Source organism: uncultured Allobosea sp. (genome assembly GCF_945957345.1).
GTDB lineage: Bacteria > Pseudomonadota > Alphaproteobacteria > Rhizobiales > Beijerinckiaceae > Allobosea.
Genome location: NZ_CAMFKW010000004.1, coordinates 1 through 26,799 on the forward strand (window position 1 = coordinate 1; position 26,799 = coordinate 26,799).

27 protein-coding genes and 1 tRNA gene are annotated in these 26,799 nt (G+C 65.8%); 13 read left to right on the plus strand and 15 right to left on the minus strand.

Features of this window, described 5'->3' with window-relative positions:
• Positions 1-395 (plus strand): ATP synthase F1 subunit epsilon (gene atpC / locus Q0Q36_RS02670; protein WP_293795317.1); only part of this gene is annotated, 395 nt, incomplete at its 5' end.
• Between the two features lie 50 nt (positions 396-445).
• Here the strand turns inward: atpC and Q0Q36_RS02675 are convergent.
• From Q0Q36_RS02675 to Q0Q36_RS02685, 3 genes are read right to left on the minus strand one after another with little or no spacing between them, the layout of a single operon-like run.
• Complete coding sequence (locus tag Q0Q36_RS02675; protein ID WP_293795318.1) at positions 446-826, minus strand: VOC family protein; 381 nt, start codon at positions 824-826, stop codon at positions 446-448.
• The gene (locus Q0Q36_RS02680) at positions 823-1,341 is read right to left on the minus strand and encodes an RNA pyrophosphohydrolase (protein WP_293795320.1); all 519 of its coding nucleotides are present in this window, start codon (positions 1,339-1,341) and stop codon (positions 823-825) included. The genes Q0Q36_RS02675 and Q0Q36_RS02680 overlap by 4 nt, the downstream gene beginning before the upstream one ends.
• Positions 1,342-1,387: 46 nt before the next feature.
• A complete protein-coding gene (locus Q0Q36_RS02685; RefSeq protein ID WP_293795322.1) occupies positions 1,388-1,693 on the minus strand; it encodes a helix-turn-helix domain-containing protein in 306 nt (101 codons plus the stop codon).
• A gap of 93 nt (positions 1,694-1,786) precedes the next feature.
• Between Q0Q36_RS02685 and Q0Q36_RS02690 the strand changes: the two genes are divergently transcribed.
• The 3 genes from Q0Q36_RS02690 (at position 1,787) to Q0Q36_RS02700 (ending at position 5,916) form a co-directional block, all read left to right on the plus strand.
• On the plus strand, positions 1,787-2,887 hold the full coding sequence (locus Q0Q36_RS02690; protein WP_293795324.1) for an NADH:flavin oxidoreductase/NADH oxidase: 1,101 nt from the start codon (positions 1,787-1,789) through the stop codon (positions 2,885-2,887).
• A gap of 254 nt (positions 2,888-3,141) precedes the next feature.
• Positions 3,142-4,203: an ABC transporter substrate-binding protein gene (locus tag Q0Q36_RS02695; RefSeq protein WP_293795325.1), complete on the plus strand. Its 1,062-nt coding sequence runs from the start codon at positions 3,142-3,144 to the stop codon at positions 4,201-4,203.
• A 96-nt stretch (positions 4,204-4,299) separates the two neighbouring features.
• A complete protein-coding gene (locus Q0Q36_RS02700; RefSeq protein ID WP_293795539.1) occupies positions 4,300-5,916 on the plus strand; it encodes an AMP-binding protein in 1,617 nt (538 codons plus the stop codon).
• Between the two features lie 38 nt (positions 5,917-5,954).
• Here Q0Q36_RS02700 and Q0Q36_RS02705 read toward each other — a convergent pair whose 3' ends face one another.
• The 3 genes from Q0Q36_RS02705 to Q0Q36_RS02715 all read right to left on the minus strand — a co-directional run bounded on the left by Q0Q36_RS02705 (position 5,955) and on the right by Q0Q36_RS02715 (position 9,640).
• Positions 5,955-7,067, minus strand: coding sequence for a GTP-binding protein (locus tag Q0Q36_RS02705; RefSeq protein ID WP_293795326.1), 1,113 nt, complete (start codon positions 7,065-7,067; stop codon positions 5,955-5,957).
• A gap of 88 nt (positions 7,068-7,155) precedes the next feature.
• Positions 7,156-8,067 carry a DMT family transporter gene (locus Q0Q36_RS02710; RefSeq protein WP_293795327.1) on the minus strand — a complete coding sequence of 304 codons (912 nt, stop codon included), beginning with the start codon at positions 8,065-8,067 and terminating at the stop codon, positions 7,156-7,158.
• A gap of 7 nt (positions 8,068-8,074) precedes the next feature.
• Positions 8,075-9,640, minus strand: coding sequence for a serine hydrolase (locus Q0Q36_RS02715; RefSeq protein WP_293795328.1), 1,566 nt, complete (start codon positions 9,638-9,640; stop codon positions 8,075-8,077).
• Positions 9,641-9,854: 214 nt separating this feature from the next.
• On the opposite strand from Q0Q36_RS02715, the gene Q0Q36_RS02720 reads away from it, so the two are divergent.
• From Q0Q36_RS02720 to Q0Q36_RS02730, 3 genes are all read left to right on the plus strand, one after another.
• Positions 9,855-10,760 carry a DMT family transporter gene (locus tag Q0Q36_RS02720; RefSeq protein WP_293795329.1) on the plus strand — a complete coding sequence of 302 codons (906 nt, stop codon included), beginning with the start codon at positions 9,855-9,857 and terminating at the stop codon, positions 10,758-10,760.
• A gap of 137 nt (positions 10,761-10,897) precedes the next feature.
• Positions 10,898-12,067, plus strand: coding sequence for an acetyl-CoA acetyltransferase (locus Q0Q36_RS02725; RefSeq protein WP_293795331.1), 1,170 nt, complete (start codon positions 10,898-10,900; stop codon positions 12,065-12,067).
• A 194-nt stretch (positions 12,068-12,261) separates the two neighbouring features.
• On the plus strand, positions 12,262-13,470 hold the full coding sequence (locus Q0Q36_RS02730; protein WP_293795333.1) for an MFS transporter: 1,209 nt from the start codon (positions 12,262-12,264) through the stop codon (positions 13,468-13,470).
• A gap of 1 nt (position 13,471) precedes the next feature.
• Here the strand turns inward: Q0Q36_RS02730 and Q0Q36_RS02735 are convergent, their stop codons facing one another.
• Positions 13,472-13,744, minus strand: a complete 273-nt coding sequence (locus tag Q0Q36_RS02735) for a BolA family transcriptional regulator (RefSeq protein ID WP_293795335.1) — start codon at positions 13,742-13,744, stop codon at positions 13,472-13,474.
• Positions 13,745-13,839: 95 nt separating this feature from the next.
• On the opposite strand from Q0Q36_RS02735, the gene Q0Q36_RS02740 reads away from it, so the two are divergent.
• The gene (locus tag Q0Q36_RS02740) at positions 13,840-14,457 is read left to right on the plus strand and encodes a J domain-containing protein (protein WP_293795336.1); all 618 of its coding nucleotides are present in this window, start codon (positions 13,840-13,842) and stop codon (positions 14,455-14,457) included.
• A gap of 154 nt (positions 14,458-14,611) precedes the next feature.
• On the opposite strand, the gene Q0Q36_RS02745 is transcribed toward Q0Q36_RS02740, so the two are convergent.
• The 5 genes from Q0Q36_RS02745 to Q0Q36_RS02765 form a co-directional block, all read right to left on the minus strand.
• On the minus strand, positions 14,612-16,600 hold the full coding sequence (locus Q0Q36_RS02745; RefSeq protein ID WP_293795337.1) for a protein meaA: 1,989 nt from the start codon (positions 16,598-16,600) through the stop codon (positions 14,612-14,614).
• 241 nt (positions 16,601-16,841) lie between these two features.
• Positions 16,842-17,762, minus strand: a complete 921-nt coding sequence (locus Q0Q36_RS02750) for a cell wall hydrolase (RefSeq protein WP_293795338.1) — start codon at positions 17,760-17,762, stop codon at positions 16,842-16,844.
• A gap of 313 nt (positions 17,763-18,075) precedes the next feature.
• On the minus strand, positions 18,076-18,552 hold the full coding sequence (locus Q0Q36_RS02755) for a DUF1178 family protein (RefSeq protein ID WP_293795541.1): 477 nt from the start codon (positions 18,550-18,552) through the stop codon (positions 18,076-18,078).
• Positions 18,553-18,632: 80 nt separating this feature from the next.
• Positions 18,633-18,890, minus strand: coding sequence for a glutaredoxin 3 (gene grxC / locus Q0Q36_RS02760; RefSeq protein WP_293795340.1), 258 nt, complete (start codon positions 18,888-18,890; stop codon positions 18,633-18,635).
• A gap of 28 nt (positions 18,891-18,918) precedes the next feature.
• The gene (locus Q0Q36_RS02765) at positions 18,919-19,665 is read right to left on the minus strand and encodes a ComF family protein (RefSeq protein WP_293795342.1); all 747 of its coding nucleotides are present in this window, start codon (positions 19,663-19,665) and stop codon (positions 18,919-18,921) included.
• Between the two features lie 447 nt (positions 19,666-20,112).
• Between Q0Q36_RS02765 and Q0Q36_RS02770 the strand changes: the two genes are divergently transcribed.
• The 5 genes from Q0Q36_RS02770 (at position 20,113) to Q0Q36_RS02790 (ending at position 24,831) form a co-directional block, all read left to right on the plus strand.
• A tRNA-Glu gene (locus Q0Q36_RS02770) sits at positions 20,113-20,188 on the plus strand.
• 78 nt (positions 20,189-20,266) lie between these two features.
• Positions 20,267-21,442: a DUF6538 domain-containing protein gene (locus Q0Q36_RS02775; protein ID WP_293795344.1), complete on the plus strand. Its 1,176-nt coding sequence runs from the start codon at positions 20,267-20,269 to the stop codon at positions 21,440-21,442.
• 445 nt (positions 21,443-21,887) lie between these two features.
• A complete protein-coding gene (locus tag Q0Q36_RS02780; protein ID WP_293795346.1) occupies positions 21,888-22,400 on the plus strand; it encodes a DEAD/DEAH box helicase family protein in 513 nt (170 codons plus the stop codon).
• On the plus strand, positions 22,400-24,526 hold the full coding sequence (locus tag Q0Q36_RS02785; protein WP_293795348.1) for a hypothetical protein: 2,127 nt from the start codon (positions 22,400-22,402) through the stop codon (positions 24,524-24,526). The genes Q0Q36_RS02780 and Q0Q36_RS02785 overlap by 1 nt, the downstream gene beginning before the upstream one ends.
• A complete protein-coding gene (locus Q0Q36_RS02790) occupies positions 24,526-24,831 on the plus strand; it encodes a hypothetical protein (RefSeq protein ID WP_293795349.1) in 306 nt (101 codons plus the stop codon). Before Q0Q36_RS02785 ends, Q0Q36_RS02790 begins: the two co-directional genes overlap by 1 nt.
• A gap of 32 nt (positions 24,832-24,863) precedes the next feature.
• On the opposite strand, the gene Q0Q36_RS02795 is transcribed toward Q0Q36_RS02790, so the two are convergent.
• The 3 genes from Q0Q36_RS02795 to Q0Q36_RS02805 all read right to left on the minus strand — a co-directional run bounded on the left by Q0Q36_RS02795 (position 24,864) and on the right by Q0Q36_RS02805 (position 26,775).
• A complete protein-coding gene (locus tag Q0Q36_RS02795; protein ID WP_293795350.1) occupies positions 24,864-25,430 on the minus strand; it encodes a recombinase family protein in 567 nt (188 codons plus the stop codon).
• A gap of 468 nt (positions 25,431-25,898) precedes the next feature.
• Entirely contained in the window at positions 25,899-26,423 is a 525-nt protein-coding gene (locus tag Q0Q36_RS02800) for a hypothetical protein (RefSeq protein ID WP_293795351.1), read from the minus strand.
• Positions 26,424-26,442: 19 nt separating this feature from the next.
• Positions 26,443-26,775, minus strand: coding sequence for a hypothetical protein (locus Q0Q36_RS02805; RefSeq protein WP_293795352.1), 333 nt, complete (start codon positions 26,773-26,775; stop codon positions 26,443-26,445).
• Between the last annotated feature and the right edge of the window lie 24 nt (positions 26,776-26,799).

The window sequence follows — 26,799 nt, forward strand, 5'->3', positions numbered from 1 at the left end:
AACTCGTCTCGCCGGAGCGCATCCTGTTCTCGGGCGACGTCGTCAGCGTCATCGTTCCCTCGGTCGAGGGTGAGATGACCGTGCTCGCGGGCCACGCGCCGCTCGTCGCGACGCTCAAGGCCGGTATCGTCTTCGTCCAGACGACCGAGAGCAATGGCAAGGAATTCTTCGTGAATGGCGGCCTCGTCGAGGTCAACCAGGCCACGACGACGATCCTGGCCGAGCAGGGCCGCTTTCTCGAAGATGTCGATACCGCCGTTCTTGACGCTGAGATCCTGACCGCCGAGACCCGTCTCGCCGGTTCGCATAATGACGACGAGAAGAAGCGCCTGCAGGACACGCTGGTTCAGCTGCGCGAGTTCAAGCACGTCTTCGAGCAGCGCAAGGCGGCTTGATCCGCCTGACAGCTTCGGAATTTGGAAAGGGCGGCGTGAGCGGCCCTTTTTCATGCGTAGCTGATGAATTCCAGCAGCGAACCGTCGGGATCGCGGAAATAGACGCTGATGCCATGGCCGCCGCGGCCGAAGCGCTGCACCGGCCCGAGCTCGATCGCGACCTTCTGCCGTTCGAGATGGGTGATCGCCTCAGTGATCGGCCCGGACCAGGCGAAGCAGAGGTCGCTGCCGCCCGGCGGCACCGGCAGGCGGGCCACCGGGGTCCCATCGACACCCGGCCCGTGGCAGTTCAGTTGCGCGCGCCCGATGCGGCAGGCGAAGCCGTTGCCGATCGCGATGATCTCGGCGCCGATGACGTCGTGGTAGAAGGCGTTCGAGCGCTCCCAGTCCGAGACATGGATTACGGAATGGTCGAGCTCGACGAGACTCATCCCGCTCTTCCTTCCTTGGTGATGGGAGAAGCGAAGGCGGCAAAGGCCTGCGCCACCTTCTCGTAGACCGGGCGCTTGAACGGCACGATCAGGCCCGGCATGTCCGCGAGCGGACTCCAGCGCCATTCGCTGAACTCCGGCGGCTCGTCGCCATTGGGCTTGCCGATATCCATTGCCTCCTCGCTGCCGGTGAAGCGGAAGGCGACCCAACGCTGGCGCTGGCCGCGGAAGGCCACGAGCTTGTGCCAGGGACCGTCATAGAGTGGGAAGTCGTAGCTCCACCACTCATCGGTCACTGCGAGCAGCTCCGCCTGCGTAACGCCGGTTTCCTCTTCCAGCTCGCGACGGGCGGCGGCGACAATGTCCTCGTCCGGGTCGATGCCGCCTTGCGGCATCTGCCAGTCGAAGCCGGGCAGGACGATCTCGGGGCCGGCGCTATGCGAGCGGCCGGTGAAAACAAGGCCCTGCGCGTTGAACAGGGCGATGCCGACATTGGGGCGGTAGGGGAGGCTCATTGGGCGAGCATAGGGTGGCGATGGGCGAAGCGGAACAGGTGGAGTGTCAATCGCCCTGCTTCGGCACGACGCAGGCAAGCAGGCCGGGGAAGCGCTGCTCGATATCGTCGCGGCGCAGCGCGTTCATCCGGGTCACGCCCTCGTTCCGGGTGCGGATCAGGCCGGCCTCGCGCAGCACGCGAAAATGATGCGAGACGCTGGATTTCGGCCGGTCGCCTTCCAGCGCCTGGCAACTCTGCTCGCCATCGGTCGCGAGCCGGCGCACGACTTCGAGCCGGAACGGGTCGCTCAGCGCGTGGAAGACGTCTTCGAGCGCGATCTCTTCGGAGGCGGGGAGGCGGGCGTGGCGCATGAACGACAGCCTATCACAGGGTTTTGAACTTGCCAAAGTTCGAAAAATATCGAACTATCGAAACATAAAGACCCACCTGCACGGAGCCGCATCATGCCTGGCCTGTTCGATCCCTTCAGCCTGAAGGACGTCACCCTTCGCAACCGCATCGTCGCCTCGCCGATGTGCCAGTACATGGCGCAGGACGGCGTTGCGAACGAATGGCACCGAGCCCATCTCGCCGGGCTGGCACGGGGCGGCACGGGCCTCGTCGTGATCGAGGCGACCGGCGTCTCACCGGAGGGTCGGATCACGCCCGGCTGCCTCGGACTCTGGAACGACGGCCAGGCGGAGGCGCTGGCGCCGATCGTCGCCGAGATGCGCAAGGCCGGCGCCGTCACCGGCATCCAGATCGGCCATGCCGGGCGCAAGGCCAGCGCCAACCTGCCCTGGGAAGGCGACGACCATATCCCTGCCAATGACGAACGCGGCTGGGAGACGATCGCGCCGTCTGCGGTGGCGCATGGCGGCGGGCTGCCGCGCGTGCCGCGCGCGATGACCACGGCCGATATCGAGCGCGTGCGGAACGATTTCGTCGCGGCGGCGGAGCGTGCCCGCGATATCGGCATCGAGTGGCTGAAGCTGCATTTCGCCCATGGCTATCTCGCGCAGAGCTTCCTCTCGACCCATGCCAACAAGCGCGAAGACGCCTATGGCGGCAGCTTCGAGAATCGCAGCCGTTTCCTGATCGAGACGCTGGCCGCCGTCCGCAAGGTCTGGCCGGAGAACCGCCCGCTCTCTGCCCGGCTCGGCGTGATCGAATATGACGGACGCGACGAGGAGACGCTCGCCGAGGCGATCACGCTGGTGAAGCGCCTGAAGGACGAGGGGCTCGATTTCATCGATGTCAGCGTCGGCTTCTCGACCACCGAGGCGAAGATCCCGTGGGGGCCGGCCTTCCTTGCGCCCGTCGCCGAGCGGGTGCGCCGCGAGACAGGCCTGCCGGCCTCGACGAGCTGGTATATCAGCAAGCCCGAGCAGGCGGATGCCTTGATCCGCAAGGGCAAGGTCGATCTGGTCACGCTCGGCCGGCCGCTCCTGGCCGATCCGCACTGGCCCTATGCCGCGGCGCAGGCGCTCGGCGTCGAGAACCCGGCCTGGGCGACCCTGCCGCCGCCCTATGCGCATTGGCTGGCGCGCTATCGCGCCGCCTGAGGGCATTCCATCCGAAATGACGCCGTGCGACGAGGGGCCTTGCGGCCCCTCGTTCGTTTGCAGGAGGAGCCGAGGCCGATCCGCTGCGAGACTGGCACGGGCTTCCCCGTAACGACGAGGCAAGAGCCAGCCACGATCTGAAATTGTAACGGAACTTCCGTCTCGTTGACGGCATTTCAACATCTTATGATGTCAGGAAGACTGGACGCACGGATGTGCCGTGCTCAAGCCAGCAAGGCGCCCGGAGGCTGGACATGCCGATCGCTTCGCCCTCTCGTTCCTTCATGCTGAGCCGCCGCGGATTCGGGCAGCTCGCGGTCGGGGCTGCGGCGGCGTGTTTCGCCGGGAGCAGGGCGGTTCATGCGGAGGGCAACACGCCCGTCCGCTTCGCGCTGGACCGTCGTTTCGACGCGCTGACGGCACCGTTCCTGGCAGCGCAGGACAAGGGCTATTTCGGCGGCGAGGGGCTCGATGTCGTGATCGAGCCGGGCAACGGCGCGCGCGCCATGCTGCAACGCCTGGCGGCGGGCGCGCAGGATGCCGGTTTCGGCGACATCAACGCGCTCATCCGGTTCCGCGACGAGAATCCCAGCGCCGATCTCAAGGCGGTGATGATCATTCACGACCGGCCGGGCTATGCCCTGGTCGGCCGCAAGAGTCGAGGCGTCACGACCGCGCCAGCGAGCCTTGAGGGCCGGAAGCTCGGCGCGGCGAGCATCGATGCCAGCTTCGCGCAATGGCCGCTCTTCAAGAGCCTCAACAAGATCGACGACAGCAAGATCAAGATCGAGACGATCGGCCTGCCGGTCCGCGAGCCGATGCTGGCCTCGGGCGAGATCGATGCGCTCTTCGCCTTCGGTCCGTCGACCGCCGTCTCGCTCAGGGCGCGCGGCGTGCCGGGCGACGATATCGTGCTGATGGAAATGGCCGAGCATGGGCTCGTGCTCTATGGCAGCGCCGTGATCGTTTCCGGCAAGCTGATCGCGAGCAAGCCGGATGCGGTGCGCGGGCTCGTACGCGCTGTGATGCGCGGTATCCGGGACACCGTCGTCAACCCCGCTGCCGCCGCACAACTGGTCCTGCGCCGCAACGAGAACGCCCAGGCCGATGTCGAGCGCGACAAGCTCGTTGCCGTGACCGAGCGCAACATCCTGACCCCGTATGTCCGGGCGCATGGCCTGGGCGGGGTCGATCGCGAGCGCTGGGCCCAGGCGCTGGACCAGCTCGCCCTGGCCGGGAACTTCCGCGACAAGGCGCGGGCGGGCGATGCGTTCACCGACGCATTCCTCCCCCCGGCGGGCGAACGCATGTTCTGAGCGCATCGTTACGCTGGGAGATGATACGCAAGATGCGGGTGACAGGGGGGAGCGGCCTGCCTATCGTGCCGCGCCTCCCATCGGACACCTATCTTGATCCTGCCAGACCTGACCGATTACGCCGCCCTACGCGAGGGCTTCCGCTGGCGCATTCCGGATCGCTACAACATCGCCATCGACGTCTGCGACCGCTGGGCTGCGGTCGAGCCTGACCGGCCCGCGATCATCGAAGTCTCCACGGACTGGCAGGTGAGCCCGGTCAGCTTCGGCTGGCTGCGCGAGCATTCCAACCGATTGGCCAATGCGCTGCGGGCGCGCGGCGTCGGCCGCGGCGACCGCATCGCCATCCTGCTGCCGCAGGGGCGGGCGGTGCTGACGGCGCATCTCGCCGCCTACAAGCTCGGTGCGATCGCGGTGCCGCTGGCGGCCTTGTTCGGCGTCGATGCGCTCGCCTATCGCCTCGCCGACTCAGGCGCGAAAGTCGTGGTGACCAATGCCGGCGGGCTGGCGAAGCTCGGCCAGATCACGCAGCCCCTGCCCGAACTCTGCTCATGCATCTCCACCGACGGCGCCGATGGCTCGGTGGAGGGCTGGGACGCGTTGCTGGCGGAGGGCAGCCCGGATTTCACGGCCGTCGACACCACGCCGGACGATCCGGCCTTGATGATCTATACCTCGGGCACGACCGGCAATCCGAAGGGCGCGCTGCACGGGCACCGCGTATTGCCCGGCCATCTGCCGGGCGTGCAGATGCCGCATGAATTCATGCCGCAGCCGGGCGATCTCGCCTGGACGCCGGCCGACTGGGCCTGGGCCGGCGGGCTGCTCAACATGCTGTTGCCGGCGCTGCATTTCGGCGTCGCCGTGGTGGCGCGGCCGGTGACACGCTTCGAGCCGGAGGAGGCCTACCGGCTGATCCAGGATCTCGGCATCCGCAACGCTTTCGTGCCGCCGACCGCGCTTAGGATGATGCGCGGCGCGGGCAGCCCGCAGGGGCGCTGGAATCTTAACCTGCGCACGGTCGCGGCGGCTGGCGAGGCGCTCGGCGCCGAGACGCTGGAATGGGGGCGCGAGGCGCTCGGCCTCACGATCAACGAGGCCTATGGCCAGACCGAGTGCAATCTCGTGCTGGCGTCGAGCGCCGCTCTCGGCGTCAGCCGTCCCGGCGCGATCGGCAAGGCGGTGCCCGGCCATGAGGTCGCGATCATCCGGCCGGACGGCACGGTCTGCCCTGCCGGCGAAGAAGGGCAGATCGCCGTGCGCCGGCCCGACCCGGTGATGTTCCTGGAATATTGGCGCAATCCGGAGGCGACAGCGGCGAAATTCATCGGCGACTGGATGACGACCGGCGACGAGGGCGTGCAGGACGAGGACGGTTATGTCCGCTTCATGGGCCGCGACGACGATGTCATCACCTCGTCGGGCTATCGCATCGGGCCGGGCGAGATCGAGGATTGCCTGCTGCGGCATCCGGCGGTGGCACTGGCAGCGGCTGTCGGCAAGCCCGATCCGCTGCGCACCGAGATCGTCAAAGCCTTCGTCGTGCTGAAACCGGGGCGGGACGGCTCGCAGGCCCTGGTCTCGGAGCTGCAGAGCTTCGTGCGGGCGCGGCTGTCGGCCCATGAATATCCGCGTGAGATCGCGTTCCGTGACGAGTTGCCGCTGACGACGACCGGCAAGATCATCCGCCGATTGCTGCGGGCCGAGGCCTGAACAGAGCCCGCCGGATCTACCGCGCATGCGCGGGCCGATCAGGCGGTTTGCGGCTGCGCGGATACCTTGCCGAGGAAGGCCGACCAGAGCTTGCGCACAGTGTCCTCTTCGATGTCCTTGACGATCAGGACGAGGCGCGAGCGGTGGTCCGAATCCGGCCAGGCATCGAGCTGCATCGGCGGATGCAGGATCTGCTGGACGGCATGGACGAGCAAGGGCCGGCCGGGCTCGCCGGCGACGTCCACCAGCCCCTTCAAGCGCAGCAGGCGCGGGCCGTGGATGGAGCGCAGCAGGGTCCAGAACAGCTCGAAGGTGGTCCGCGCGACCGGCTGATCGGCGGTCAGGACGAAGGCGCGGATCGAGGCGTCGTGGCGATTGACGTCATGCGGCTCCTGCCCATGGGCATGGTCGTGCGGGTGATGATGATGGTGATCGCCATGATGGTGGCCGTGATCGTGGTGATGATGGCCAGGCAGAGCGTCCTCGGCCAGCCAATGGCGCAGGGCATGGGGCTGCTTTGCGAGATCGTAGAGGCCGGCGCCGATCAGGTCCGCGGAGGAGGCGTCCGGCCGAAGGATCGCGATGCCGGGATTGAGGCCGTGGAGGCGTTCGCGCACGGCGATCACGGTTTCGGATGTGGCGAGCTCGGCCTTGGTCAGGACGAGCCGGTCGGCGGCGACGACCTGCCGGCGCGCTTCCTCATGCGCATCGAGCGTCGCCATGCCGTTCACCGCATCGACCAACGTGACGACGCCGTCGAGTTGGAAGCGCATGGCGAGATAGGGGTGGTTGATCAGGACGTTGAGGATCGGGGCGGGATCGGCGAGGCCCGTCGTCTCGATAGCCAGCCGCGAGAAGGGGGCGATGCGGCCGTTGTCACGCGCACGCAGCAAGTCCTCCAGCGTGACGATGAGGTCGTCGCGGATGGTGCAGCAGAGGCAGCCGGATTCGAGGAGGATCATGTTCTCCTCGACTCCCTCGATCATCAGGTGGTCGAGGCCGATCTCGCCGAATTCGTTGACGAGCACGAGCGTGCCGGCCAGCGCAGGATCCTTCAGCAGGCGGTTCAGCAAGGTGGTCTTGCCCGCGCCGAGGAAGCCGGTGAGCAGGGTCAGCGGGATAGGGAGGGGGCGGGCAGGGTCGCCGGTCATGGATCGCAGAGCCTCTAGGACATCGGATCAATCCGATGTCCTATCAAAGAGATCGATCATCTTCTCCGCCCCGAAGGAGCGGGATGATCTAGGCAGGCACGACGCTCCGCCTCGTTTGTTCTAATATTACATTAGTGGCGATGGCGGCGATGACAAGGGCGCAGCCGGCATATTGCAGCGGGCCCAGCCGCTCGGCGAGCACCACGGCCGCGATGATGACGGCGAAGACCGGCTCGGCGCAGAAGGCGAGACCGGCGGGGCCGGGTGCGACGCGGGCGAGCGCCAGGATCTGGAACAGGAAGCCGACGATATAGCCGCCATAGGTGATGGTGACTGCGATAGGGGAGAGCAGGAAGGTCTGGGGCGGCAGAAAGCCGCCTGTGGCCAGCAGCACCAGTGCCGCGACTGGCAGGATGACGACATGCGACCAGAACAGCTTCGGCAGTGTCGGCGTTTCCTTGCAACGGGCGGCAGCGAAGAACTGCGCGGTCGCGCTGAGGCTCGCCAGCATGGCGAGCGCAAGGCCGCGCGGATCGAGACCATGCAGGTCAGGCCCGACTACGAGCGCGATGCCGAGAAAGGCTGCAAGCGCGACCGCGAGTCTATCGGCCCGGAAGGGAGCCGGGGTCAGCACCGGTTCGGCCAGCACGATCAGGACTGGAAAGGTATAGAACACCACCGCCGCGACCGAGACCGGGACGAAGGCGACCGACGAGAGATAGGCGATGCCGACCAGCGCCGTCGCCAGGCCGAAGAGCAGGACGGGCTGGCGCTCGCCGCGCCGCAGGACCAGCGATCCGCGCCAGATGAAGGCGGCGGCGCCGACCAGAAGGAGCATCAGCAGCACGCGATAGAAGACCCGCAGCGGGCCGCTCAGGCCAGCCTGGCCGGCGATCTGCGCGCTGACGATATTGGTGCCGAAGGCAGCGGCGGAAGCCAGGGCCAGGGCGAGCCCCTGGCGTTGACTGGCTTGGTCCCGATCGGGGCTGCCTGGGTTCAAGCCGGCCTCAGGCGTCGTTGGCGGGCTTGGCCTTGGCGCCAGGCTTTCCAGCCGACGGCTTCACGGCGGCTTCGGCAGGTTTGGGCTTGGCAGGGGCGGTGCGAACCGGCGGGGTCTTGAGGGGCACGGCCTTCGTCGGCTGGGCTTTGGCGGCGGCTTGCGCCTTGTCGGGCCTGGCATTGCGTGCGGCCGGCTTGATGCCGGCGGCGGCGGCGGGGCGCAGGCTCGCGGCATTGGCGGCGCCGGGCTGGACGGAACCCTGGAGGCGCAGCGGGCCGCCTTCGAAGGCATCGCTGGAGGGCTGGACCGGCGTATTGGCCGGCGCGAAGGCAGTAGTGCCGCGCGGGATCGCGCCGTTGCTCGAGGCCGTGCGGCGGGTGGGCGGCAGGGCGAGGCCGGCGGCGACCGGCGCTTCCGGCTCGATCGTCGGCGTGCCGCGGGCGACACGCGAGGCAGGCTGCGCCGTGGCATTGGCGGCGAGAGGTGCCCCGGCCGAGCCTGCGGTGCGACCGAAGGAGACCTGCACCGGCGTCACCTCGGCGCGCGGGCCGAGCGTGATACGGCCGCGTGGCGAGCGCGTGGCGAGCGTGCCGGCCGACTGGGTCGTATAGACCGGGAAGCGGCCATCATCGGCATCACGGCTGGGGATTGGCGCCGCTGCGATCGGTCCGGCAGCGTCGGCATCGTCGGCGAGCGCAGTGCCGCCGCCGCGATGGCGGACGTCGTCGCAGATATTGGGCGCGCGGGTGCCGCTTGGCGGCATCGAGGCGACGCTGTAGCCGGCGCCACCCCAGGAGGCGAAACCCTGGTCGAGCAGCTGGGCGGCCTTGACCGTCCGGTCGGTGCCGGAGAGCGAGCCCATGACGACGGCGATCAGCGTGCGGCCTCCGCGGCTTGCGGTCGCGACCACGTTGAAGCCGGAGGCGCAGGTGAAGCCGGTCTTCATGCCGCCGATGCCGGAATAGCGCCCGACCAGCCCATTGGTGTTGTGCATCACCTGCTTGCCGAGCTGCACGGCCGAGGTGTTCCAGTAGTCGGAATAATCAGAGAAATCGTGCATCAGCGCCATGGCAAGCACGGCGAGGTCGCGGGCGCTGGATTGCTGGTCCGGATTGTCCCAGCCATTGGGGTTGACGAAGCGAGTGTCGCGCATCCCCAGGCGCTGCGCTTCGGCGTTCATCATGCCGACGAAGGTCGGGACGTCGCCGCCGACACCCTCGGCGACGACATAGGCGATGTCGTTGGCCGATTTCACCATCATGATGCGCAGCGCGTTGTCGAGCGTGATCTCCGAACCCGGCCGGGCGTAGACCTTCACCCGTGGTTGGCTGGCGGCGAGCTTGGAGACGGGAATCGCGGTCTCCAGCCCGAGGCGTCCTTCCCGCACCGCTTTCAGCGCGAGATAGATCGTCATCATCTTGGTCGTGGAGGCCGGGCGCCAGGCCTGCGTCGCGTTCTCGCTCGACAGCACGGCGCCGCTGGAAGCGTCGATGACGACGCTGGTTCCGGCATGAGCCGGCCCTGTCAGGACGGCACCGAGAGCGAGGACGGCTGCGAGGCGGGGAGCGATCATCGGGCGGGTCTGAACCTGTCTTGCTCGGAACGGGCGGGTAGCGTCTTGCGGGTATGACGGCGCAGGGTTCAACGCGACGCATGCGGCAATTTCGAGACGGCCGCTAAAGTCGCCCGCCCGTGAACGCATACCTACCCCTTGCCGAGCGATTTGCCTAGCCGCGGCGGCCGGTTCACAAGCAAGGGTATCTTCCGCTTTTCCGAGGCTTTGTCGCGTGGCTTTCGGCCTTCTTTGGATCCCGGCGACCATCGCCGCCTCGCTCCTGCAGACCGCGCGCAATCTGGCGCAACGCTCGCTCACCGAAACCATCGGCGTCGTCGGCGCGACGCAGGTGCGCTTCCTGTTCGGCCTGCCTTTCGCGATGCTCTTCCTGGCGCTGGCTTCCCTTGGCCTGCAACGTCTCCCGCCGGCGATCGGCATGGCCTCGCTCGGCTATACGCTCTGGGGCGCGCTGACGCAGATCGCCGCCACTGCGCTGATGTTGGCGGCGATGCGCGAGCGCTCCTTCGCGGTTACCACCGCCTATACCAAGACCGAGCCGGTGCAAGTCGCGCTGTTCGGCGCGGCGCTGCTCGGCGACGCACTGACGCCGATGAAATTCCTGGCGATCGCCATCGCCACTGCCGGCGTGATCGTGGTGTCCTGGAAGCCCGGCGAGAAACTGACCCGTGCCGGCCTGCGACCGGCTGTGCTCGGCATCGTGTCCGGCGCCTTCTTCGCGCTTTCCGCAATCGGCTTCCGCGGCGGCATCCAGGCGCTGCCGGAGGGCGAATTCCTGATCCGCGCCTCGACCATCCTCGTGCTCGGCCTCGGGCTCCAGACCCTGCTTTTGGTCGTCTACATGCTCATCGCTGACCGGCGGGCGCTGATGCTCAGCCTGAAGAGCTGGCGCCGCTCGCTCTCGGCCGGTTTCCTCGGCGCTGCCGCCTCGCAGTTCTGGTTCATCGGCTTTTCGCTGACGACGGCCGCGAACGTCCGCACGCTGGCTCTGATCGAGGTGCCGCTGGCACAGATCGCCTCACGGAAGCTCTTCGCGGAAGGCACGAGCCGACGCGAGATGCTGGGCATGGCGATGATCGTCGGCGGGGTCGGGCTGCTGCTCTCGCTGGCGTTGCGGTGAGCCGGCGGGGCGGCTAGTTCTGAAAGCACAGGCCCGCCAGCCGATCCATGCACGGCCACCATGCGCGGATACCGGCTTGCCCGATGGCGGCGGGCTGCCAAAATAACGTGTAGCTGCACAGTAAGGGAGATTTCGCCATGAGCGCTGCGATCGTCGGCTGGGCCCATACACCGTTCGGCAAGCAAGATGCCGAGACCGTCGAAAGCCTGATCGTGCGGGTGGCGACCGAGGCCCTGGTCGATGCCGGCATCACCGCCGACGAGGTCGACGAGATCGTGCTCGGCCATTACAACGCCGGCTTCTCGGCGCAGGACTTTACGGCGTCGCTGGTGCTGCAGGCCGATCCGGCGCTGCGCTTCAAGCCGACGACCCGCGTCGAGAACGCCTGCGCCACTGGCACGGCCGCGGTGCATCAGGGCGTGCGGGCGATCAAGGCCGGCGACGCCAAGGTCGTGCTCGTCGTTGGCGTCGAACAGATGACCAAAACGCCGGGTCCCGAGATCGGCAAGAACCTGCTGAAGGCCTCCTACCTGCCGGAAGATAGCGAGGTTCAGGGGGGCTTTGCCGGTGTCTTCGGCAAGATCGCGGCCGCCTATTTCCAGCGCCATGGCGACCAGTCCGACGCGCTGGCGATGATCGCGGCGAAGAACCACAAGAACGGCGTCGCGAATCCTTATGCGCAGATGCGCAAGGACCTCGGCTACGCCTTCTGCCGCGAAGAGAGCGAGAAGAACCCCTATGTCGCCGGCCCGCTGAAGCGCACCGACTGCTCGCTGGTTTCGGACGGCGCCGCGGCGCTGGTGCTGGCCGACGAGGAGACCGCGCTCAGGATGCGCCGCGCCGTCGGCTTCCGCGGCATGGCCCATGTCCAGGAATTCCTGCCGATGTCGAAGCGCGACATCCTGAAGTTCGAGGGCGGCGCGCTTGCCTGGAAGCAGGCCCTGGCGAAGGCGGGCGTCACGCTCGACGATCTCTCCTTCGTCGAGACGCATGACTGCTTCACCATTGCCGAGTTGATCGAATACGAGGCGATGGGCCTGACCAAGGAAGGCGACGGGGCTCGCGCCATCAAGGAAGGCTGGACGCAGAAGGACGGCAAGCTGCCGGTCAACGTCTCCGGCGGCCTGAAGGCCAAGGGTCATCCGATCGGCGCGACCGGCGTCTCGATGCATGTGCTCTCGGCCATGCAGCTTGCCGGGGAGGCGCCGGAGGGCATGCAGCTCGACAGCCCGCGCCTCGGCGGCATCTTCAACATGGGCGGGGCGGCGGTCGCCAACTACGTTTCCGTGCTCGAACGGATCAAGTGAAGCCGGCGCCCCGGGCGGATGCCGCTCGGGGTCCGGTCTTGCGGAAAGGGGCTTTGCCGGAGCGCAGGCCGCTATGGCACCGGACCGAAAAGTGGAATCCACTTTTCGGTCAAATCGGATGCGATAACAATGTCATAGGTCATCGTTACCGCGTCCGGTAGGACGCGCGATGATCTAAGCGAAAGCGACGCTTCGTGACGAGCTTTGTCGTCCTGCTGCTGGCCTATATCCTGAGCCAGTTCTTCCGCGCCTTCCTGGCGGTGATCTCGGGGGACCTCACGCGTGATCTCGGCCTCGACCAGGGTCAGCTCGGCAGCTTGCAGTCGGCCTGGCTGATCGCATTCGCGCTCTCGCAATTCCCGGTCGGCTATGCGCTCGACCGGATCGGCCCGCGGCGGACGCTGGCAGGCTTCCTGCTGGTCGCGCTCGCCGGGACGGTGATCTTCGGCCTGTCGCGAAACTATCTCACTGCGCTGACGGCGCTCGCGCTGATCGGCATCGGCTGCGCACCGATCCTGATGTCCGGCTTCTATCTGGCTGCGCGGCTCTATTCACCCCGGCATTTCGCGACGATGTCGTCCTTCCTGATCGGCTTCGGTTCGATCGGCGATCCCTTGAGCGGCGCGCCGCTCGCCTATTTCCTGGCGGCCTATGGCTGGCGTGCGACCGTGTTCGGGCTTGCCGGGATCGTGGCGTTCATAACCTTGCTCGTGATGCTGCTGCTCAAGGACCCGCCGCCGCTGCCGGACGCGTCACAACGGCATGTCTCGCTGCTGGGTGGGATCAAGCAGATCGTGGTGAAGCGGCCGCTCTGGCTGATCTTTCCCATCACCTTCGTGAGCTACGGCGTGACGATCTCGATTCGCGGCTTGTGGATCGCGCCCTATCTCCAGAAAGTTCATGGTTTCGATCTCGCTGCGACGAGCTATGCGGCGATGGCCATGGGAGGCATCATCGCGGTCGGTGCGTTGCTGGTGCTGCCGCTCTATCGGCGGATCGGCGCCAAGCCGACGGTCATCGCCTTTGCCGTTGCCGTCATTCTGGCCTGCTTCGCGCTGGCTCTGTGGGGAGAGGCATCATCCCGCCTCGCGGTCGGCCTGCTTCTCGCCATCGGTCTGTTCGGCGTCACCTATGCCGTGGTGATGGCGCATGCGCGCGCCTTCATGACGCCACAGGAGATCGGCCGCGGCGTCACCTTCATGAATTTCGTCTTCATGGGTGGGGCAGGCGTGATGCAGTGGCTGTCGGGGCGCCTGGTCAATGCCCTCGACGGGCACGGCTATGACGCGCACGTAACCTTCGGCTGGCTGTTCGTCTTCATGGGTGCCATGCTCGCCGCGGCGCTGGTGGTCTATGTCGCCGCTCCGGCGGAACCGAAAGCTACCGCTTCCACGGCACCGTAGTTCAGCCTTCGCCCGGCGCCTTTGCGGCGATAGCCAGGGCGTGGACGCGATCGGCCAGCTCCTGCGCCAGGGCCGCGTTGACGAGGCGGTGGCGTTCGAGCCGGCTCTTGCCGGAAAAGGCCTCCGACACGATATCCACCCTGAAATGAGTCTCGCCGCCCTCGCGCCAGCCGCCATGGCCCTGATGCTGGTGCGATTCATCGATGACCCTGAGCGCCTGTGGCGCAAAGGCCGCGGTCAGCTTTTGCGTGATTCTTTCGCTGATTGAGGTCATGATCGCGCCACCGTTGCCATGATTGTTCGTCGGTCCGGCGATGTGTCGCATCGCACTTGCCGACCCTAGCTCCTGCGTCTCATAACCCGTCGACGATGAACATCAACTCACGCCTCTTCGACAGCATCAGGATCGGCGCTTCCGAGGCGGAAGCGCCGCTGGAGAGCGGCGCGCCACGTTGCGACCATCCGGGCTGCGCCCGCGCCGGCGAGTTCCGCGCGCCGAAGGGCCGTGGCCGCGAGGGCCAGTTCTTCCTGTTCTGCATGGATCATGTGAAGGCCTATAACGCGACCTACAATTATTTCGCCGGCATGGATGACGAGGCGCTCGCCGCCTACCAGAAGCAGGAAGAGATCGGCCACAGGCCGACCTGGAAGCTCGGCGTCAATTCCAAGGCGGCGCGGATGTCGCAGCGTGGCCGCAAGGCGAATGGCGAAGCCAGCGCCGACATGCACGACGCCTTCAACCTGTTCGGCGCGCGCAACAAGCAGCAGGCGGCCCAGCCGGAATCGCGCGTCGGCATCGTCGCGCGCAAGGCGCTGGATACACTCGGGCTGGACGACACGGCGGATTCCGCGGCGATCAAGGCGCGCTACAAGGAGCTGGTGAAGCGCTTCCACCCGGATGCGAATGGTGGCGACCGCTCGCGCGAGGGCACGCTTCAGGAAATTCTGAAGGCCTATCAGCAGCTCAAGAGCGTTGGGATGGTGTAGCGGGGAAGGGCGCGGTCATCCCGTGCGCGTTGCGGCACGCAGTGCTGCGACGCAGACGCGGGGCCGCGTGACGAGAAGGCGCCTCTTTCTGCGAACGGTCCCGTGTCTGCGCAGCGGCGTTACACGCCGCAGCGCGCACGGGATGACAGCGGGCTTATCCCTGCTTCGCCGCCAATCCTGCGACATCGGCGATGATGCCGTCCAGCGCGAAATCCTTCGGCGTATAGACCCGCGCCACGCCCATGTTGCGTAGCGCGTTCTCGTCGTCGGGTGGGATGATGCCGCCGACCACGACGGGCACGTCCATCCCGGCGACGCGCAGGCGGGCCGTGACGTCGCGGACCAGCGGCAGATGCGAGCCGGACAGGATCGAGAGCCCGATGATGTCGGCCTGCTGCTCGCGGGCCTCGCTGACGATCTCCTCCGGCGTCTGGCGGATGCCGCCATAGCTGACGCTCATCCCGGCATCGCGCGCGCGCACGGCGATCTGCTCGGCGCCGTTGGAATGGCCGTCGAGGCCGGGCTTACCGACGAGGAAGCGGGGCGCGCGGCCGAGACGCTCGGTCGCCTTCTCGACGGCCGCCTTGGCCGTAGCGAGGCCGGTCGCGTCACCCAGCTTCGTCGTGTCGACGCCGGTGGGCGCACGATACTCGCCGAAGATCTCGCGCAGGGTCTGCGCCCATTCCCCGGTGGTGACGCCGGCCTTGGCGCAGGCGATCGAGGCCGGCATGACGTTGCGGTTCTCGCGCGCGCTGGCGGCGAGCTCGGCGAGCGCTGCCTCGGCGGCCTTGGCATCGCGGGCGGAGCGCCAGGCCTTGAGCCGGGCGATGGCCTCGGTCTCGACGGAATCCGGCACGGTGACGACGGCGCCGTCGCCAGCCGAGAGCGGGGAGGGCTCGCTGTTGGTGAACTTGTTGACGCCGACGACGACCTGCTCGCCGCGCTCGATCGCCTCGATGCGGCGGGCGCCGTTCTCGACCAGCGCCTGCTTCATGTAGCCGCTCTCGACGGCGGCAAGCGCCCCGCCCATGTCGTCGATCTTGGCGAGTTCCTCCAGCGCGGCGGCTTTCAGCGCAGCGACCTTGGCATCGACCACGGTCGAGCCATCGAAGATGTCGCCGAATTCGAGCAGGTCGGTCTCATAGGCGAGGACCTGCTGCATGCGCAGCGACCATTGCTGGTCAAAGGGGCGCGGCAGGCCCAGCGCCTCGTTCCAGGCCGGGAGCTGCACGGCGCGGGCGCGGGCCTTCTTGGATAGCGTGACCGCCAGCATCTCGATCAGGATGCGGTAGACGTTGTTCTCCGGCTGCGGTTCGGTCAGGCCCAGCGAATTGACCTGCACGCCATAGCGGAAGCGCCGCATCGCCTCGTCAGCGATGCCGTAGCGGCCGAGCGTGATCTCATCCCAGAGCTCGACGAATGCCCGCATCTTGCAGAGTTCGGTGACGAACCGCATCCCGGCATTCACGAAGAAGGAGATGCGGCCGACCGTGCCGGGGAATTCTTCCGCCGAGACCTCCGGCCGGGCACGGATCGAATCGAGCAGGGCGATGGCCGTCGCCAACGCGAAGGAGAGCTCCTGCACCGGCGAGGCGCCGGCCTCCTGCAGATGGTAGGAGCAGACATTGGTCGGGTTCCATTTCGGCAATTCGCTGGCCGTGAACACGACGATGTCGGTGGTGAGCTGCATCGAGGGGCGCGGCGGGAAGACATAGGTGCCGCGCGACAGGTATTCCTTGACGAGGTCGTTCTGGGTCGTGCCCTGCAGCAGCTTGCGGTCGGCGCCCTGCTCGTCGGCGATGGCGATGTAAAGCGAGAGCAGCCAGGCCGCCGTCGCATTGATCGTCATCGAGGTGTTCATCTGCGCCAGCGGGATCTGGTCGAACAGAGCCCGCATGTCGCCGAGATGGGAGATCGGCACGCCGACCTTGCCGACTTCGCCGCGCGCCAGCACATGATCGGGGTCGTAGCCGGTCTGGGTCGGCAGGTCGAAGGCGACGGAGAGGCCCGTCTGGCCCTTGGCGAGATTGGTCCGATAGAGCTTGTTGGATTCCGACGCGTCGGAATGACCGGCATAGGTCCGGAAGATCCACGGCTTGTCGCGCTGGGCCGTTTCCCGGCCGCCCTTGTCCGTCGCGGTCATGGCGTCTCCCCGTATTGCAGAGCAATCTGAATGTTGCACTGCGGCGAAGATAACGCCAGAGCTTCGGCGATGTCCCGTGCGACGTTAGGCTGACGAGATTTTTGTTCAGGTCGCCGCGTCAGCGGCGTCTTGAAGGATGTTCCAGATATCTCCGGAGCCTCCTGGATCATCCTTCGAGACGCAGCCTTTCGGCTGCTCCTCAGGACGAAGGCTAGGCAAGATTCCAGGCGAGCCAGGAGCCTCAGCGCGAACGCGACGAGAGGCTGCCGCGCATATCGGCGGTCGACAGCAGCGCCACGCGGCGGTCGTCCTTGGGCGGCGAGACGAAGGCGCGCAAGGGCGCCTTGGGCAGGTCGAGATCCAGCGGTCGGCCGGGCGGCAGCGGCGCGTTCTTGATCAGCGTGGCGATCGGGCTCTCGAGCGCGGGCAGCTTCGGCGCTGGCGCTTCCGGCGCGAAGGCAAGCGGCGCGGAGGCGAAGGAAGCTGCGGTCGTCGCCGAGGAGGAGGCCGTCGTGAGCGGGATGGAGGTGGTCGAGGCCGAAGCGAGCTGGATCGTCGGCTCCTCGATGCGGCGGCGCTCGGGACGCTCGCCCTTCAGATAGAAGGCGTTGCCGCCGGCCACGGTCACGTAATGCATGTTGTTGTAGCCGAAGCGCATCCCGGCCATGTGGAAGTGCTTGGCAGCGCCGACCGCCTCGTTGCGGCGACCGTTGAGGATGTCCTCGGCGATAGCCTCGACCCGCGGCAGGACCTTATCGGTCATCGGGCGGCTCAGCACGCCGGCGGCGAACTGCCGGGGAGCGCCCACGACGCCGCAGATCGTCTCGGGATATTTCGCCGATTCGACGCGGTTCATCACGACCGTGCCGACGCCGAGCAGGCCCGACTCGCTCGAGCGGTTCGATTCGAAATACATCGCGCGGACGAGGCATTCCTTCTCGCGCGGATCCGCCTTGGCCAGCGCGACCGCATGCTTGCGGGCCTTGGCCGGCTCCTTCACGGCCGGGGCGGCAGCGGAGGTCGCTGCTGTCTCGACCGGGGACATGCTGCAGGCGCCGAGAGCGGGGGCCGCCAGCGCAATCAGAAGCGGGATCGCCTTGCTGCCATGCCGGGAATTCTCGCCGGAACGAAGACCATGAGCAGCGATCGCGGTCCGCTTCATGCGGCAACCTCCTGAGTTCCGGACCCGTGATCGCCGAGGGCGGCAAACCGGGATTGCCGGCAAGGAACCGCGAATTCCTTAACAGAAAGTTAATCGGGGAAGGAAGGGGGGACGTCGCACAGACAGCCGCCAAGCCCCTCCCGGCAGGAGGTGTTTGGCTGATAGCCTCTTGTTACCAAACGAAAAAATTCGTGATCTTGCGTCGAAAATTTTCGTCAGGCCCGTCTCACAAACCTTGCCGAAATCGTAATCCCGGCAGCGCTGAAAATCACTGTGAGCGCGGTTTCGTGATCAGAAACGCCCGAGGAGCGCTTCAGTTCCCCGAGCCCGGCAGGCGGGGGAGCGGCAGAAACTCGACGCCTTCCTCATGCAGCATCCGGGCATCGTCCGGCGTCGCCTCGCCGTAGATCGCGCGCTCTTCCGCCTCGCCGTGATGGATCTTCAAGGCCTCGTCGGCGAAGCGTTTGCCGACATGCTCGGCATTCTCGCTGACATGGCGGTGCAGGGCTGCGACCATCTCGCGAAAGGCTTGCTCCTTCTCGCTCATCAACGCGACCGGCGCAGGCGCTGCGGCGGCCGGAGCGGGCGCCTCCGCCACCGGCCCCGGCGTCTTCGGGCCGAGATCGGTGCGGGCGACATTGGGCGCCATGACGGCGCGCTCGACCTTCGCGCTGTTGCAGACCGGGCAGGTGACGAAGCCGCGTTTCGCCTGGTCCTCAAAGCTGGCCGAGGAGGCGAACCAGCTTTCGAATTCGTGGGCGTTGTCGCAGATGAGGGCGTAACGGATCATGTCGTCATAGATGGTGGCGCAGAGCCACCAAGGCAAATGGCCATCGAGGAATGCCGCGGCAGGGGCGGGAGCGCTCTGCCTCAGGCCGCCAGGAGCTTGTCGAGCTCGCCGCGGGCGTCGAGCGCGTGGATGTCGTCGGAGCCGCCGACATGCTTCTCGCCGATGAAGATTTGCGGCACCGAGGTTCGCCCACCTGCGCGCGCCGTCATCGCTTGGCGCAGCTCCGGCTTGCCGTCGACATCGATCTCGGTGAAGGCCACGCCCTTGCGGATCAGCAGGGCCTTGGCGGCCTTGCAATAGGGGCACCAGGACGTGGTGTAGATCGTGACCGGCGGCATCGGGGCGCGTCTCTCGTTTCGATCCGCCTCATGTAGTGACTTCCCGGCCATCCGTCACGACCCGTGCGAAGGTCAACACATCGACGGCGGTCGCACCGGCGCGCAACAGGGCGCGCGAGGCCGCATTGACCGTCGCGCCGGTGGTCAGCACGTCGTCGACCAGCAGGATGCGCCGGCCCTCGACCAGGCTGCGTGCCGCTGCGGAGACGTGGAAGGCGCCCTGCAGGTTCTCAGCGCGCTGGGCGCGCGTCAGCCCGACCTGCCGGCGGGTGCGCCTGATGCGCGCCAGGGTCGCGGCAGCGAGGGGCAGCCCGGTCTCGCGGGCGATCACCTGCGCCAGGGCGGCAGCCTGGTTGAAGCGCCGCCGCCACAGCCGCGTCCGATGGAGGGGGATCGGCAGGACGAGGTCGGCATCGGCGGCCAGCTCGCGCCCGGCCTGAGCCATCATCCGGCCCAGCGTCAGCGAGAGCTCGACGCGGTCGCCATATTTCAGCCGATGGACCAGCTCCCGTGCGGTGCCGTCGAAACGGCAGACGGCCCGCGCTCGGGCGAAGACCGGCGGGTCTGCGATCGCCGCCGGGGAGAGCAGGCCAGCGCCGAGATCGACGGGAAACGGCGTGCCCAGGCGCTCGCAATAGGGGCGCTCGATGAAGCCGATGCCGCGCCAGCAGGCCGAGCAGAGCGCCTGAGCCTCGCCGGTGGCGGCCCGGCAAGCGATGCAGGTCGGCGGATAGACGATGCCGACCAATCCGCGCCAGCCGGCCTGGAGGGCCATGCGGGCATGGCTCGCCGATTTTCTCCAAGGCGCTGGCGTCGATTGCGCGCTCCTGGTCACGCCGGCCACGGACGGCGCGCATGCCTGACCGGGCGTGGTCTCGCCATCAGGCCGCTCGATCCGCCACTCCGCCATGGCTATGCCGCCGTCTCCGCTGGAAGCGGGTCGGCCGATGCCGCCCCGATCGCGCCAGCATCGGGCTTCATGCGGTGCAGGACAACTGCCGATGCGTCGTTTGGGGCGTTTTCGGCTGTTGCGCCTGTCGCCGGTGGATTCTGGCTCTGGCCTATGGAAGTTGGGTGGCGGGCGCTGAAAACGCGCGATCACCCGGGGTTTCCGGGCATTTTACCGCGCGTTTTCCCAGCATCGCATCTTTATGCGCGGACGATGCAAAAAGCTGTTGCGGTCGCGCGGCTGTCCGACTACATAGGCGCCCTCGGCAGCGCTGCTCCCTTCGTCTAGCGGTCTAGGACGTCGCCCTCTCACGGCGAAAACAGGGGTTCGAGTCCCCTAGGGAGCGCCATTTTCTGCCATAAAAGTTCCTCCAAGTGTCTGGCGTGCAAGCGGTTTTCACCGTTTGACCATGCTTGGAGTGTACCGCGTGGTAGACCAAAACGCGATTTATACCTTCACGAAGCGGGGCGTTTTTTACTTCTCGCGCCGGGTCCCGAAACCGCTCCAGCCTCGATTCGACAAGCCACGCATCGTCACCTGCCTGCACACTCGTTCGCCTACCCAGGCGCGCAAGTCGGCCAGCGTGCTCTCGGCGCAGTTGGAGATGGTCTGGGCGCAGATGCGCCTGGAAAGCGTGCTGCGACGCATCCCAGGATCAACGGCTTCGCAGCGCACGCAAGCGACAACAGCATCCGAATCAGGTGTCAGGCTGTCCGAGGCCGGTGATCTCTATCGTCGGCTGAAGGGAGGCGGGAAAGGCAAGGGCTTCAAAGCCTACACCGATCGCCACCTGGGCTACGTCGTCGATTGCCTCGGCGATGCCGTGATCGGCGATCTCAAACGCTCCGACGCGGGCCGTTTCCGTGATTTCCTGATCGCCAAAAAGTTGACGACAAGCTCGATCAAGCGGGTCTTCGCGACGGTGCGCGCAGCGGTCAATCTGACGATCTCCGAGCACGGGCTCCACTGCACCAACCCTTTCTCGGGCACCTTCATCCCGGAGGTCGGGACGAAGACCGTACGCCCGCCAATCCCGAGCAGCGTCATCCAATCGGTGCAGAACACCTGCCTGGAAATAGACGACGACAAGCGTCTCCTCATTGCGCTGATCAGCGATACCGGGCTGCGGCTGGCTGAAGCTCTCGGGCTGACGAAGACAGACCTGAAGCTTCACGCAACCGTGCCGCACATCGATCTCCAGCCGCACCCATGGCGCTCCCTGAAAACCGCATCGAGCATCCGAACGGTGCCGCTCGTCGGCGCGTCCCTGTTGGCTGCGAAACGACTTGCGGAAGCCACGCGGGGAAGGCTGCTGTTTCCGACCTACGCCACAATGACCGACGTGAACGCCAATTCGGCGAGTGCGACGCTGAACAAGTGGCTTCGTTCCCGTTTGCCAGAGGGATGCGTGATCCACTCGTTTCGGCATAGTCTTCGTGATCGGCTCCGCGCTGCGGAGTGCCCAGCCGACATTGTCGATGCCATCGGCGGCTGGACCACACAGGGCGTCGGCCACAAGTACGGGGCTGGTTATTCCCTCGAAGTGAAGCTCCGCTGGCTGAAGCTCATCGAGCTTCAGCATCCAAGCATGGTCAAACGGTGAAAACCGCTTGCACGCCAGACACTTGGAGGAACTTTTATGGCAGAAAATGGCGCTCCCTAGGGGCGTCCTCCGCGAAGTCCTGATGTGGCAGGCGAACAAGGTCAGAGGGTTATGCCGGTCGGATGGTCGAGGCGCAATGGCGTCGAGGTCTACCCGAGGGTGTTTGTTTCCGCCTCGACGAACATGGTCTTGATCATCGGCCAGCCTCCCCTTGAGCGTCGAACGAAGTTTATTGCCACGAATCAGCCGCCTCGGAGATAAGTATGGATAGAGCGGGTTTGCCGCTTCAGGTCCCTGGCGGGGTCGAGTGTCGTGGCGGCACTAAATAGAAGTGTCGGGCAATTGCCGCCTGATCTTCGTCCACGTGTGTCGCCAACGATCCTTGACCACTGAACCCGCGAGGTGCCGCCACCCCTCGCGGGTTTTATTTTAGGATCGTTGTTTTATGCCCATCCATTACCTGAACGCCCTGGCGGGGGCGGGCAAGACGCACGCCCTTGTGCGCTATGCCAACCGCCTCGCCGAGCGTGGCTCGAAGGTTCTCATCGTCCAACCTACGAAGCATTTGATCGACCTGACGATCGCCGACGAACTTGAGCCACTTGCTCCCCGCTATCCAGTCGTGGCGATTCACGGCAGCGCGGCTCTGGGAACCTCCTCGGTCGTCGGGAAGATCGTCGAGCATTTCCAGACCGCCCGCCCGGACGAGGGCGAGGTGCTGTTCATCACGCATGCCGCCTTCTTCCGTCTGCCCTACCTGCATCGCAAGTCCGATTGGGTCCTCCTCATGGACGAGGCCCCGGTGGTGGATGTCTTCGAGGCGCTGAACCTGCCCGAGACCCACAGCCTGATCACGGATCACCTCGAACTGGTGCCGGGCGGACCGTCCTACGGGCGGCTGGTCAGCCGCGAGCGTCTGGCGGCCATTGCCGCTGATGCGACGGGGGAGGACGAGTGATGAGCCTCACCAGGATCGCCCGCAACAAGCACGGTGATGACGTGCTGAAGCTTTTCGGCCCGCTTGTGAACCGGGTCTGCTCCGAGCATTGGGAGGTTCATGCCGGGCAGGCACAGTTCGAGCGCCTGATCCGGGGCGAGCAGGAGGACTGCCTCCTGAACACCTACTCGCTGTTGAAGCCGTCCATCTTCGATGGCTTCAAGAAGGTGCTGGTGGCTTCTGCTTGCATGCAGGAGACGATGTTCTACCGGCTGTTCCTGGCCCAGGGCGTCGATCTCCGGCCCGCAGGGGATTCGCTGACCTCCAGTCTCCGTTACGCCGAGCACGCTCACGGCGAGCGGATCACGATCAACTACGCCTGCGACGAAGCGTGGTCGAAGCGCTTCCGGGACATGCTGGTTGAAGACGAGGGAAGCGGTCATCCGATCAAGCTCCTCGATCGGGTCAAGCGGTCAGTTGTTGGGCTGCTCGGTACGGAGCCCTTCATCTGGATGGGCAACAAGGACCTGGACGACGGCTTCTTCGGAACGGGCACGGCGCAGCGCCTGCCCAACACGCCCCATGGGTTGAACACCTACCAGGGCTTCCACAATGTCGTGGTGGTCTCGGCGTTGAACCCGCCGCCGCAGCACTTCCACTTCATGGAAGGGTATTCGATCGACGGGGACGAAGTCCGCACCGCTCACTACCGGACGGCGGTCTATCAGGCCGTGATGCGCTGCTCGATCCGCAATCCGCAGGACATGACCGCGAAGCGGGTCGTGGTGATGGATCGCGACACCGCAGAATGGCTCGCCGATCTCTTCCCCGGCGCGACGGTCGAGGCGCTGCCCGGCATGGGCGTGGTGCCCCGCAAGGGCAAGGCGGGCCGCAGGCGCAAGCACGAGAGCGATGCCGAGAAGACCAGCGTCTATCGCAAGAACAAGAAGCAGGCATGGTTCGCCGAACTCGACCGCCTCAACGGGACCTCATTCGCGATGGGTCGGTATCCCTGCCTTGGCTCCGCGAGCGAGATCGGTGAGTTCCGGTGTGACGATAACTCTCTCTATATAAGGGATTACGTCACAGCTTCCGCGCCCCAATCGTCCACCAGCGGCACCGCCTTCGCCACGATCTATGACGCCCAGCCCCTCGACTACATCGACCACCAGGACGACGACAGCTTCATCGCCGGACTCCGTGACCTGCATGGCCGTCAGGTCGCGAAGGAAGATGCGGGTCTGATCTCGCCTGCCCACTTCGACCCGGAGAAGGCGGCGGAGACCTCGCGCGGGCTCGACAATATCCTGCATGTGCGCGGCATCTGGTTGGACAACGACGGCGGCGACCTGACCCCGGACGCCTTTGCCGACCTGTTCCCCTTCCTGAGGGTCGTGGTCTGGAACACCGCGTCTTCGACGCCGCAGAAGCCGCGCTGGCGTGCCTTCATCCCGACTAGCTGCGCGATGAGCATCGAGGTCCACCGGCTCATCATGCAGCAGGTCGAGCAGGTTTTGGAGAAGGCCGGATATTGGGGGAAGCGGAAGCTGGAGAAGCGCAAGGGCACCCGGCCCGCCCGCTGCCACGGCTTCGACGAGAGCAAGTTCAACGCCGCCTCGCTCTTCTACCTGCCCTGTCAGGCGAAGGACCCGGAGGGGTCGTTTTTTACTGACTATGGTGAGCGTGATCCCCGGCGGGGGACGCTCGATCTTCATCAGTGGATCGAGCGCTGCATTCTCAGCTTGAGGCCCGAGCCAGAACCCGCCTCAATCGGTCCGGTAACGGTGGGGACGCCGATCCTGCTTCCCGCGACGCAGGACGCGGCCTCTGACCAGACCATCTCGAAGCTCCAGGCGATCCGGCAGAAGCTGGCTGCGGCCCACGCGCAGAGTCAGGCCGGACGCCAGGAGGAAAAAATCGCGCGGGCGGTCGATGCGTGGCGTTCGACGCCGAGCGGAATGGGCCACCACAACTTCTTCCTGCTGGGTGCGGCTCTGCACCGGGCTGGTCTCGAACTGCACGAGGTCAGGGCGAAGCTCCATCAGGCGGCGATGTTCGCGAACTCGCCAGGGAAGCGGCTTCGCGAGATTAACGGCATCATCAAGAAGCTGGGGCGCTCGGGCACCTTCGGTCGGAGGGGCGCGTGATGCCGACGATCTCACACGTCATCGCGATGCAAGACATCGTTCGGGAGGCGATCCGCGTCGAGACTGAGGTGTTGAAGGGCAGCTTCCCGGATCACAGCCAGGACTTCCTCGACTATGCGGTTCACTCTCTCATCTACGACATCGTCAGCCGTGCCAAAGAGCGCGGCATCGAGGTCCTGAGTGCCGGGCCATTCTGGTCGGACTATGCCGAGGAGTGGGAGCCGGGCGATCCGATCGAGGCGGAGGTGCGCTTCTGCTTCCCCGACGAGGACAACCTGATCTGGTTCAAGACCATGATCCTCTGATCACATGACTGGCCCGGATCACTCCGGGCCGGTCAGGCCAGCGCGCTCCGCCCGCCCTTGAGCGCCCTGTAGATCGTGCTGGGCGCGACCTGGACGTGTTCGGCGATCTCGGCGACCGTCAGCGTCCCTTCGCCGAGCAGCGTCTTCACCACGGTCAGCTTTACCGGGTCGAGCGACTTCGGGCGTCCGCCGACGCGACCACGGGCACGGGCGGCCAAAAGCCCAGCCCTGGTTCGGGCTCGAAGGGTATCAACTTCCAGGGCGCTCAAAGACGCCAAAAGGTGGAAAAGGAAGCGACCGACAGGGGTGGTGGTGTCGATCGACTCGGTTAGAGACATCAAGCCGATCTCGCGGCGCTGGAACTCCTCGCTCAGGTCGATGAGGTGGCGCACGGACCTCGCCAACCGGGACAGCGAATAGACGACGATCACGTCGCCGCTCCTGGCATGGTCGAGGAGCTTCCGAAGCTCGGGTCTCTCAGCCTTCGTCCCCGAGATCGTCTCGGTGAAGATGCGCTCGCACCCGGCCGCCTTCAGCGCGTCAAGCTGAAGACTGTGATCCTGTCCGTCCGTCGAAACCCGCGCCAGCCCCAGCTTCATCGCCTCTCCTTCGCAAAACTCGTCGGAACGAGCGTCTCATGAGACGCCAGTTCTGCAACTAGTTTTTGCGAGACCGTCGTCAGCAGAATCCCCGACGATCCCGCCCACATCAGCAGCGTCGCGGAAACGACCGTTATTGCGACGCCGCCGTCGTGGGCGGGTGACGATCAGAACCAGATGGTTCCGACCACGCTCGCCGAAATCCTCGGGGATCGTCGCCAGCACCGATTCCACAGGGGTTTGCGATGACGGTCAGGAGTGAGAATCCGGGAGGGTTTTTGGAACAGGCTGCCGGGACGGTCGGAACGGGCGTGGCGACGTGCGACCGTCAGACGTTCAGGAGGGGCGAAACATCCGATCATCGGGGAATCGGGCGACAGCAGGAGGAGGACGGTGCTGAGGCGATAGGCCCGGCTCAGGCGGCAATGGCAGATCGCTCGACGTTGGCGAAACGCAGCGCGTTGTTTCTCATCCCCGCTTCAGACGCCCCAAGATATGGCGTGAGCCTACGGTCGCCGCTATTCTCATCGTCGGCGAAGCTGCCTTGCTCAACTCGGCATTCGGCGGCGGAGAGGTTGGGAAACCGTGCGCGAATTCATCCATATTCCGAATCGTCATAACGCCAACGATTCCGTCAACATTCAACCCCTTGGCTGATCGTATCAAACTGTAATATTTCATGATGGCTTTGTAATAAAAAACTGCGTCTTCGAATGATCGATTGTACACTCCGAACTCCCAGGTTCGAGTGCTATACAGAAAAGCCGTCAATGATCCTTCAAAGGTTAATATTCCTCCTTGGGCATTATATCCCTCAGGTATAGCGGGAACGTTGGCGCTTGACGCCATGAAATTGAACCAATCCTGCAAATACAATTGCAGGCGCTGGACATGATTTCCTCGCTCGCCGATCGTGACATGATATTTGTGATCGACAGCGCACTTCTGGAGTCGCTCACTGTCGCGGAAATATGAACTTGTCAGAACGCCCATGCCTGTCTCCTGGTAGCCTCTAACTTCCGGCCATCGCCTTCGTTTGCACGCTAACCAGACCGGCTATCCGTTCTTTCGCCTGCCGTCGTTTGAATAACGTCAGGCCGAGAATCAAAAGGCACGCGAGTGTATTCCCGCCAAAGACAGCCGCCATGGTCGGATCATGGGCTGCTACGAGCGCGTAGACGACCGTGGTGAGGTGCGAGATGGCGAACAGACTCCAGGTCGCGCACGAAATCGCTCGTGCGCCGTCCGGGTCTTGGATGATGCGTAAAATCTGCGGCAGATAGGCTAGGACCCGAACGGCGTTACACAGTGTAAATGCCGTTGTGGCGATCTCGACTGCGGTCATGGAAGCCCCCCTTCGTCGGGATTA

Bases quoted from the DNA above. Each gene is read 5' to 3' on its own strand.
- Q0Q36_RS02785 (WP_293795348.1), top strand. From the start codon at position 22,400: ATGAGCCTCACCAGGATCGCCCGCAACAAGCACGGTGATGACGTGCTG.
- Q0Q36_RS02680 (WP_293795320.1), bottom strand. From the start codon at position 1,341: ATGAGCCTCCCCTACCGCCCCAATGTCGGCATCGCCCTGTTCAACGCG.
- grxC (WP_293795340.1), bottom strand. From the start codon at position 18,890: ATGCCGCCGGTCACGATCTACACCACGTCCTGGTGCCCCTATTGCAAG.
- Q0Q36_RS02750 (WP_293795338.1), bottom strand. From the start codon at position 17,762: ATGAAGCGGACCGCGATCGCTGCTCATGGTCTTCGTTCCGGCGAGAAT.
- Q0Q36_RS02800 (WP_293795351.1), bottom strand. From the start codon at position 26,423: ATGGGCGTTCTGACAAGTTCATATTTCCGCGACAGTGAGCGACTCCAG.
- Q0Q36_RS02755 (WP_293795541.1), bottom strand. From the start codon at position 18,552: ATGATCCGTTACGCCCTCATCTGCGACAACGCCCACGAATTCGAAAGC.
- Q0Q36_RS02690 (WP_293795324.1), top strand. From the start codon at position 1,787: ATGCCTGGCCTGTTCGATCCCTTCAGCCTGAAGGACGTCACCCTTCGC.
- Q0Q36_RS02765 (WP_293795342.1), bottom strand. From the start codon at position 19,665: ATGGCCCTCCAGGCCGGCTGGCGCGGATTGGTCGGCATCGTCTATCCG.
- Q0Q36_RS02725 (WP_293795331.1), top strand. From the start codon at position 10,898: ATGAGCGCTGCGATCGTCGGCTGGGCCCATACACCGTTCGGCAAGCAA.
- Q0Q36_RS02735 (WP_293795335.1), bottom strand. From the start codon at position 13,744: ATGACCTCAATCAGCGAAAGAATCACGCAAAAGCTGACCGCGGCCTTT.
- Q0Q36_RS02695 (WP_293795325.1), top strand. From the start codon at position 3,142: ATGCCGATCGCTTCGCCCTCTCGTTCCTTCATGCTGAGCCGCCGCGGA.
- Q0Q36_RS02675 (WP_293795318.1), bottom strand. From the start codon at position 826: ATGAGTCTCGTCGAGCTCGACCATTCCGTAATCCATGTCTCGGACTGG.
- Q0Q36_RS02685 (WP_293795322.1), bottom strand. From the start codon at position 1,693: ATGCGCCACGCCCGCCTCCCCGCCTCCGAAGAGATCGCGCTCGAAGAC.
- Q0Q36_RS02795 (WP_293795350.1), bottom strand. From the start codon at position 25,430: ATGAAGCTGGGGCTGGCGCGGGTTTCGACGGACGGACAGGATCACAGT.
- Q0Q36_RS02805 (WP_293795352.1), bottom strand. From the start codon at position 26,775: ATGACCGCAGTCGAGATCGCCACAACGGCATTTACACTGTGTAACGCC.
- Q0Q36_RS02740 (WP_293795336.1), top strand. From the start codon at position 13,840: ATGAACATCAACTCACGCCTCTTCGACAGCATCAGGATCGGCGCTTCC.
- Q0Q36_RS02780 (WP_293795346.1), top strand. From the start codon at position 21,888: ATGCCCATCCATTACCTGAACGCCCTGGCGGGGGCGGGCAAGACGCAC.
- Q0Q36_RS02745 (WP_293795337.1), bottom strand. From the start codon at position 16,600: ATGACCGCGACGGACAAGGGCGGCCGGGAAACGGCCCAGCGCGACAAG.
- Q0Q36_RS02705 (WP_293795326.1), bottom strand. From the start codon at position 7,067: ATGACCGGCGACCCTGCCCGCCCCCTCCCTATCCCGCTGACCCTGCTC.
- Q0Q36_RS02715 (WP_293795328.1), bottom strand. From the start codon at position 9,640: ATGATCGCTCCCCGCCTCGCAGCCGTCCTCGCTCTCGGTGCCGTCCTG.
- Q0Q36_RS02790 (WP_293795349.1), top strand. From the start codon at position 24,526: ATGCCGACGATCTCACACGTCATCGCGATGCAAGACATCGTTCGGGAG.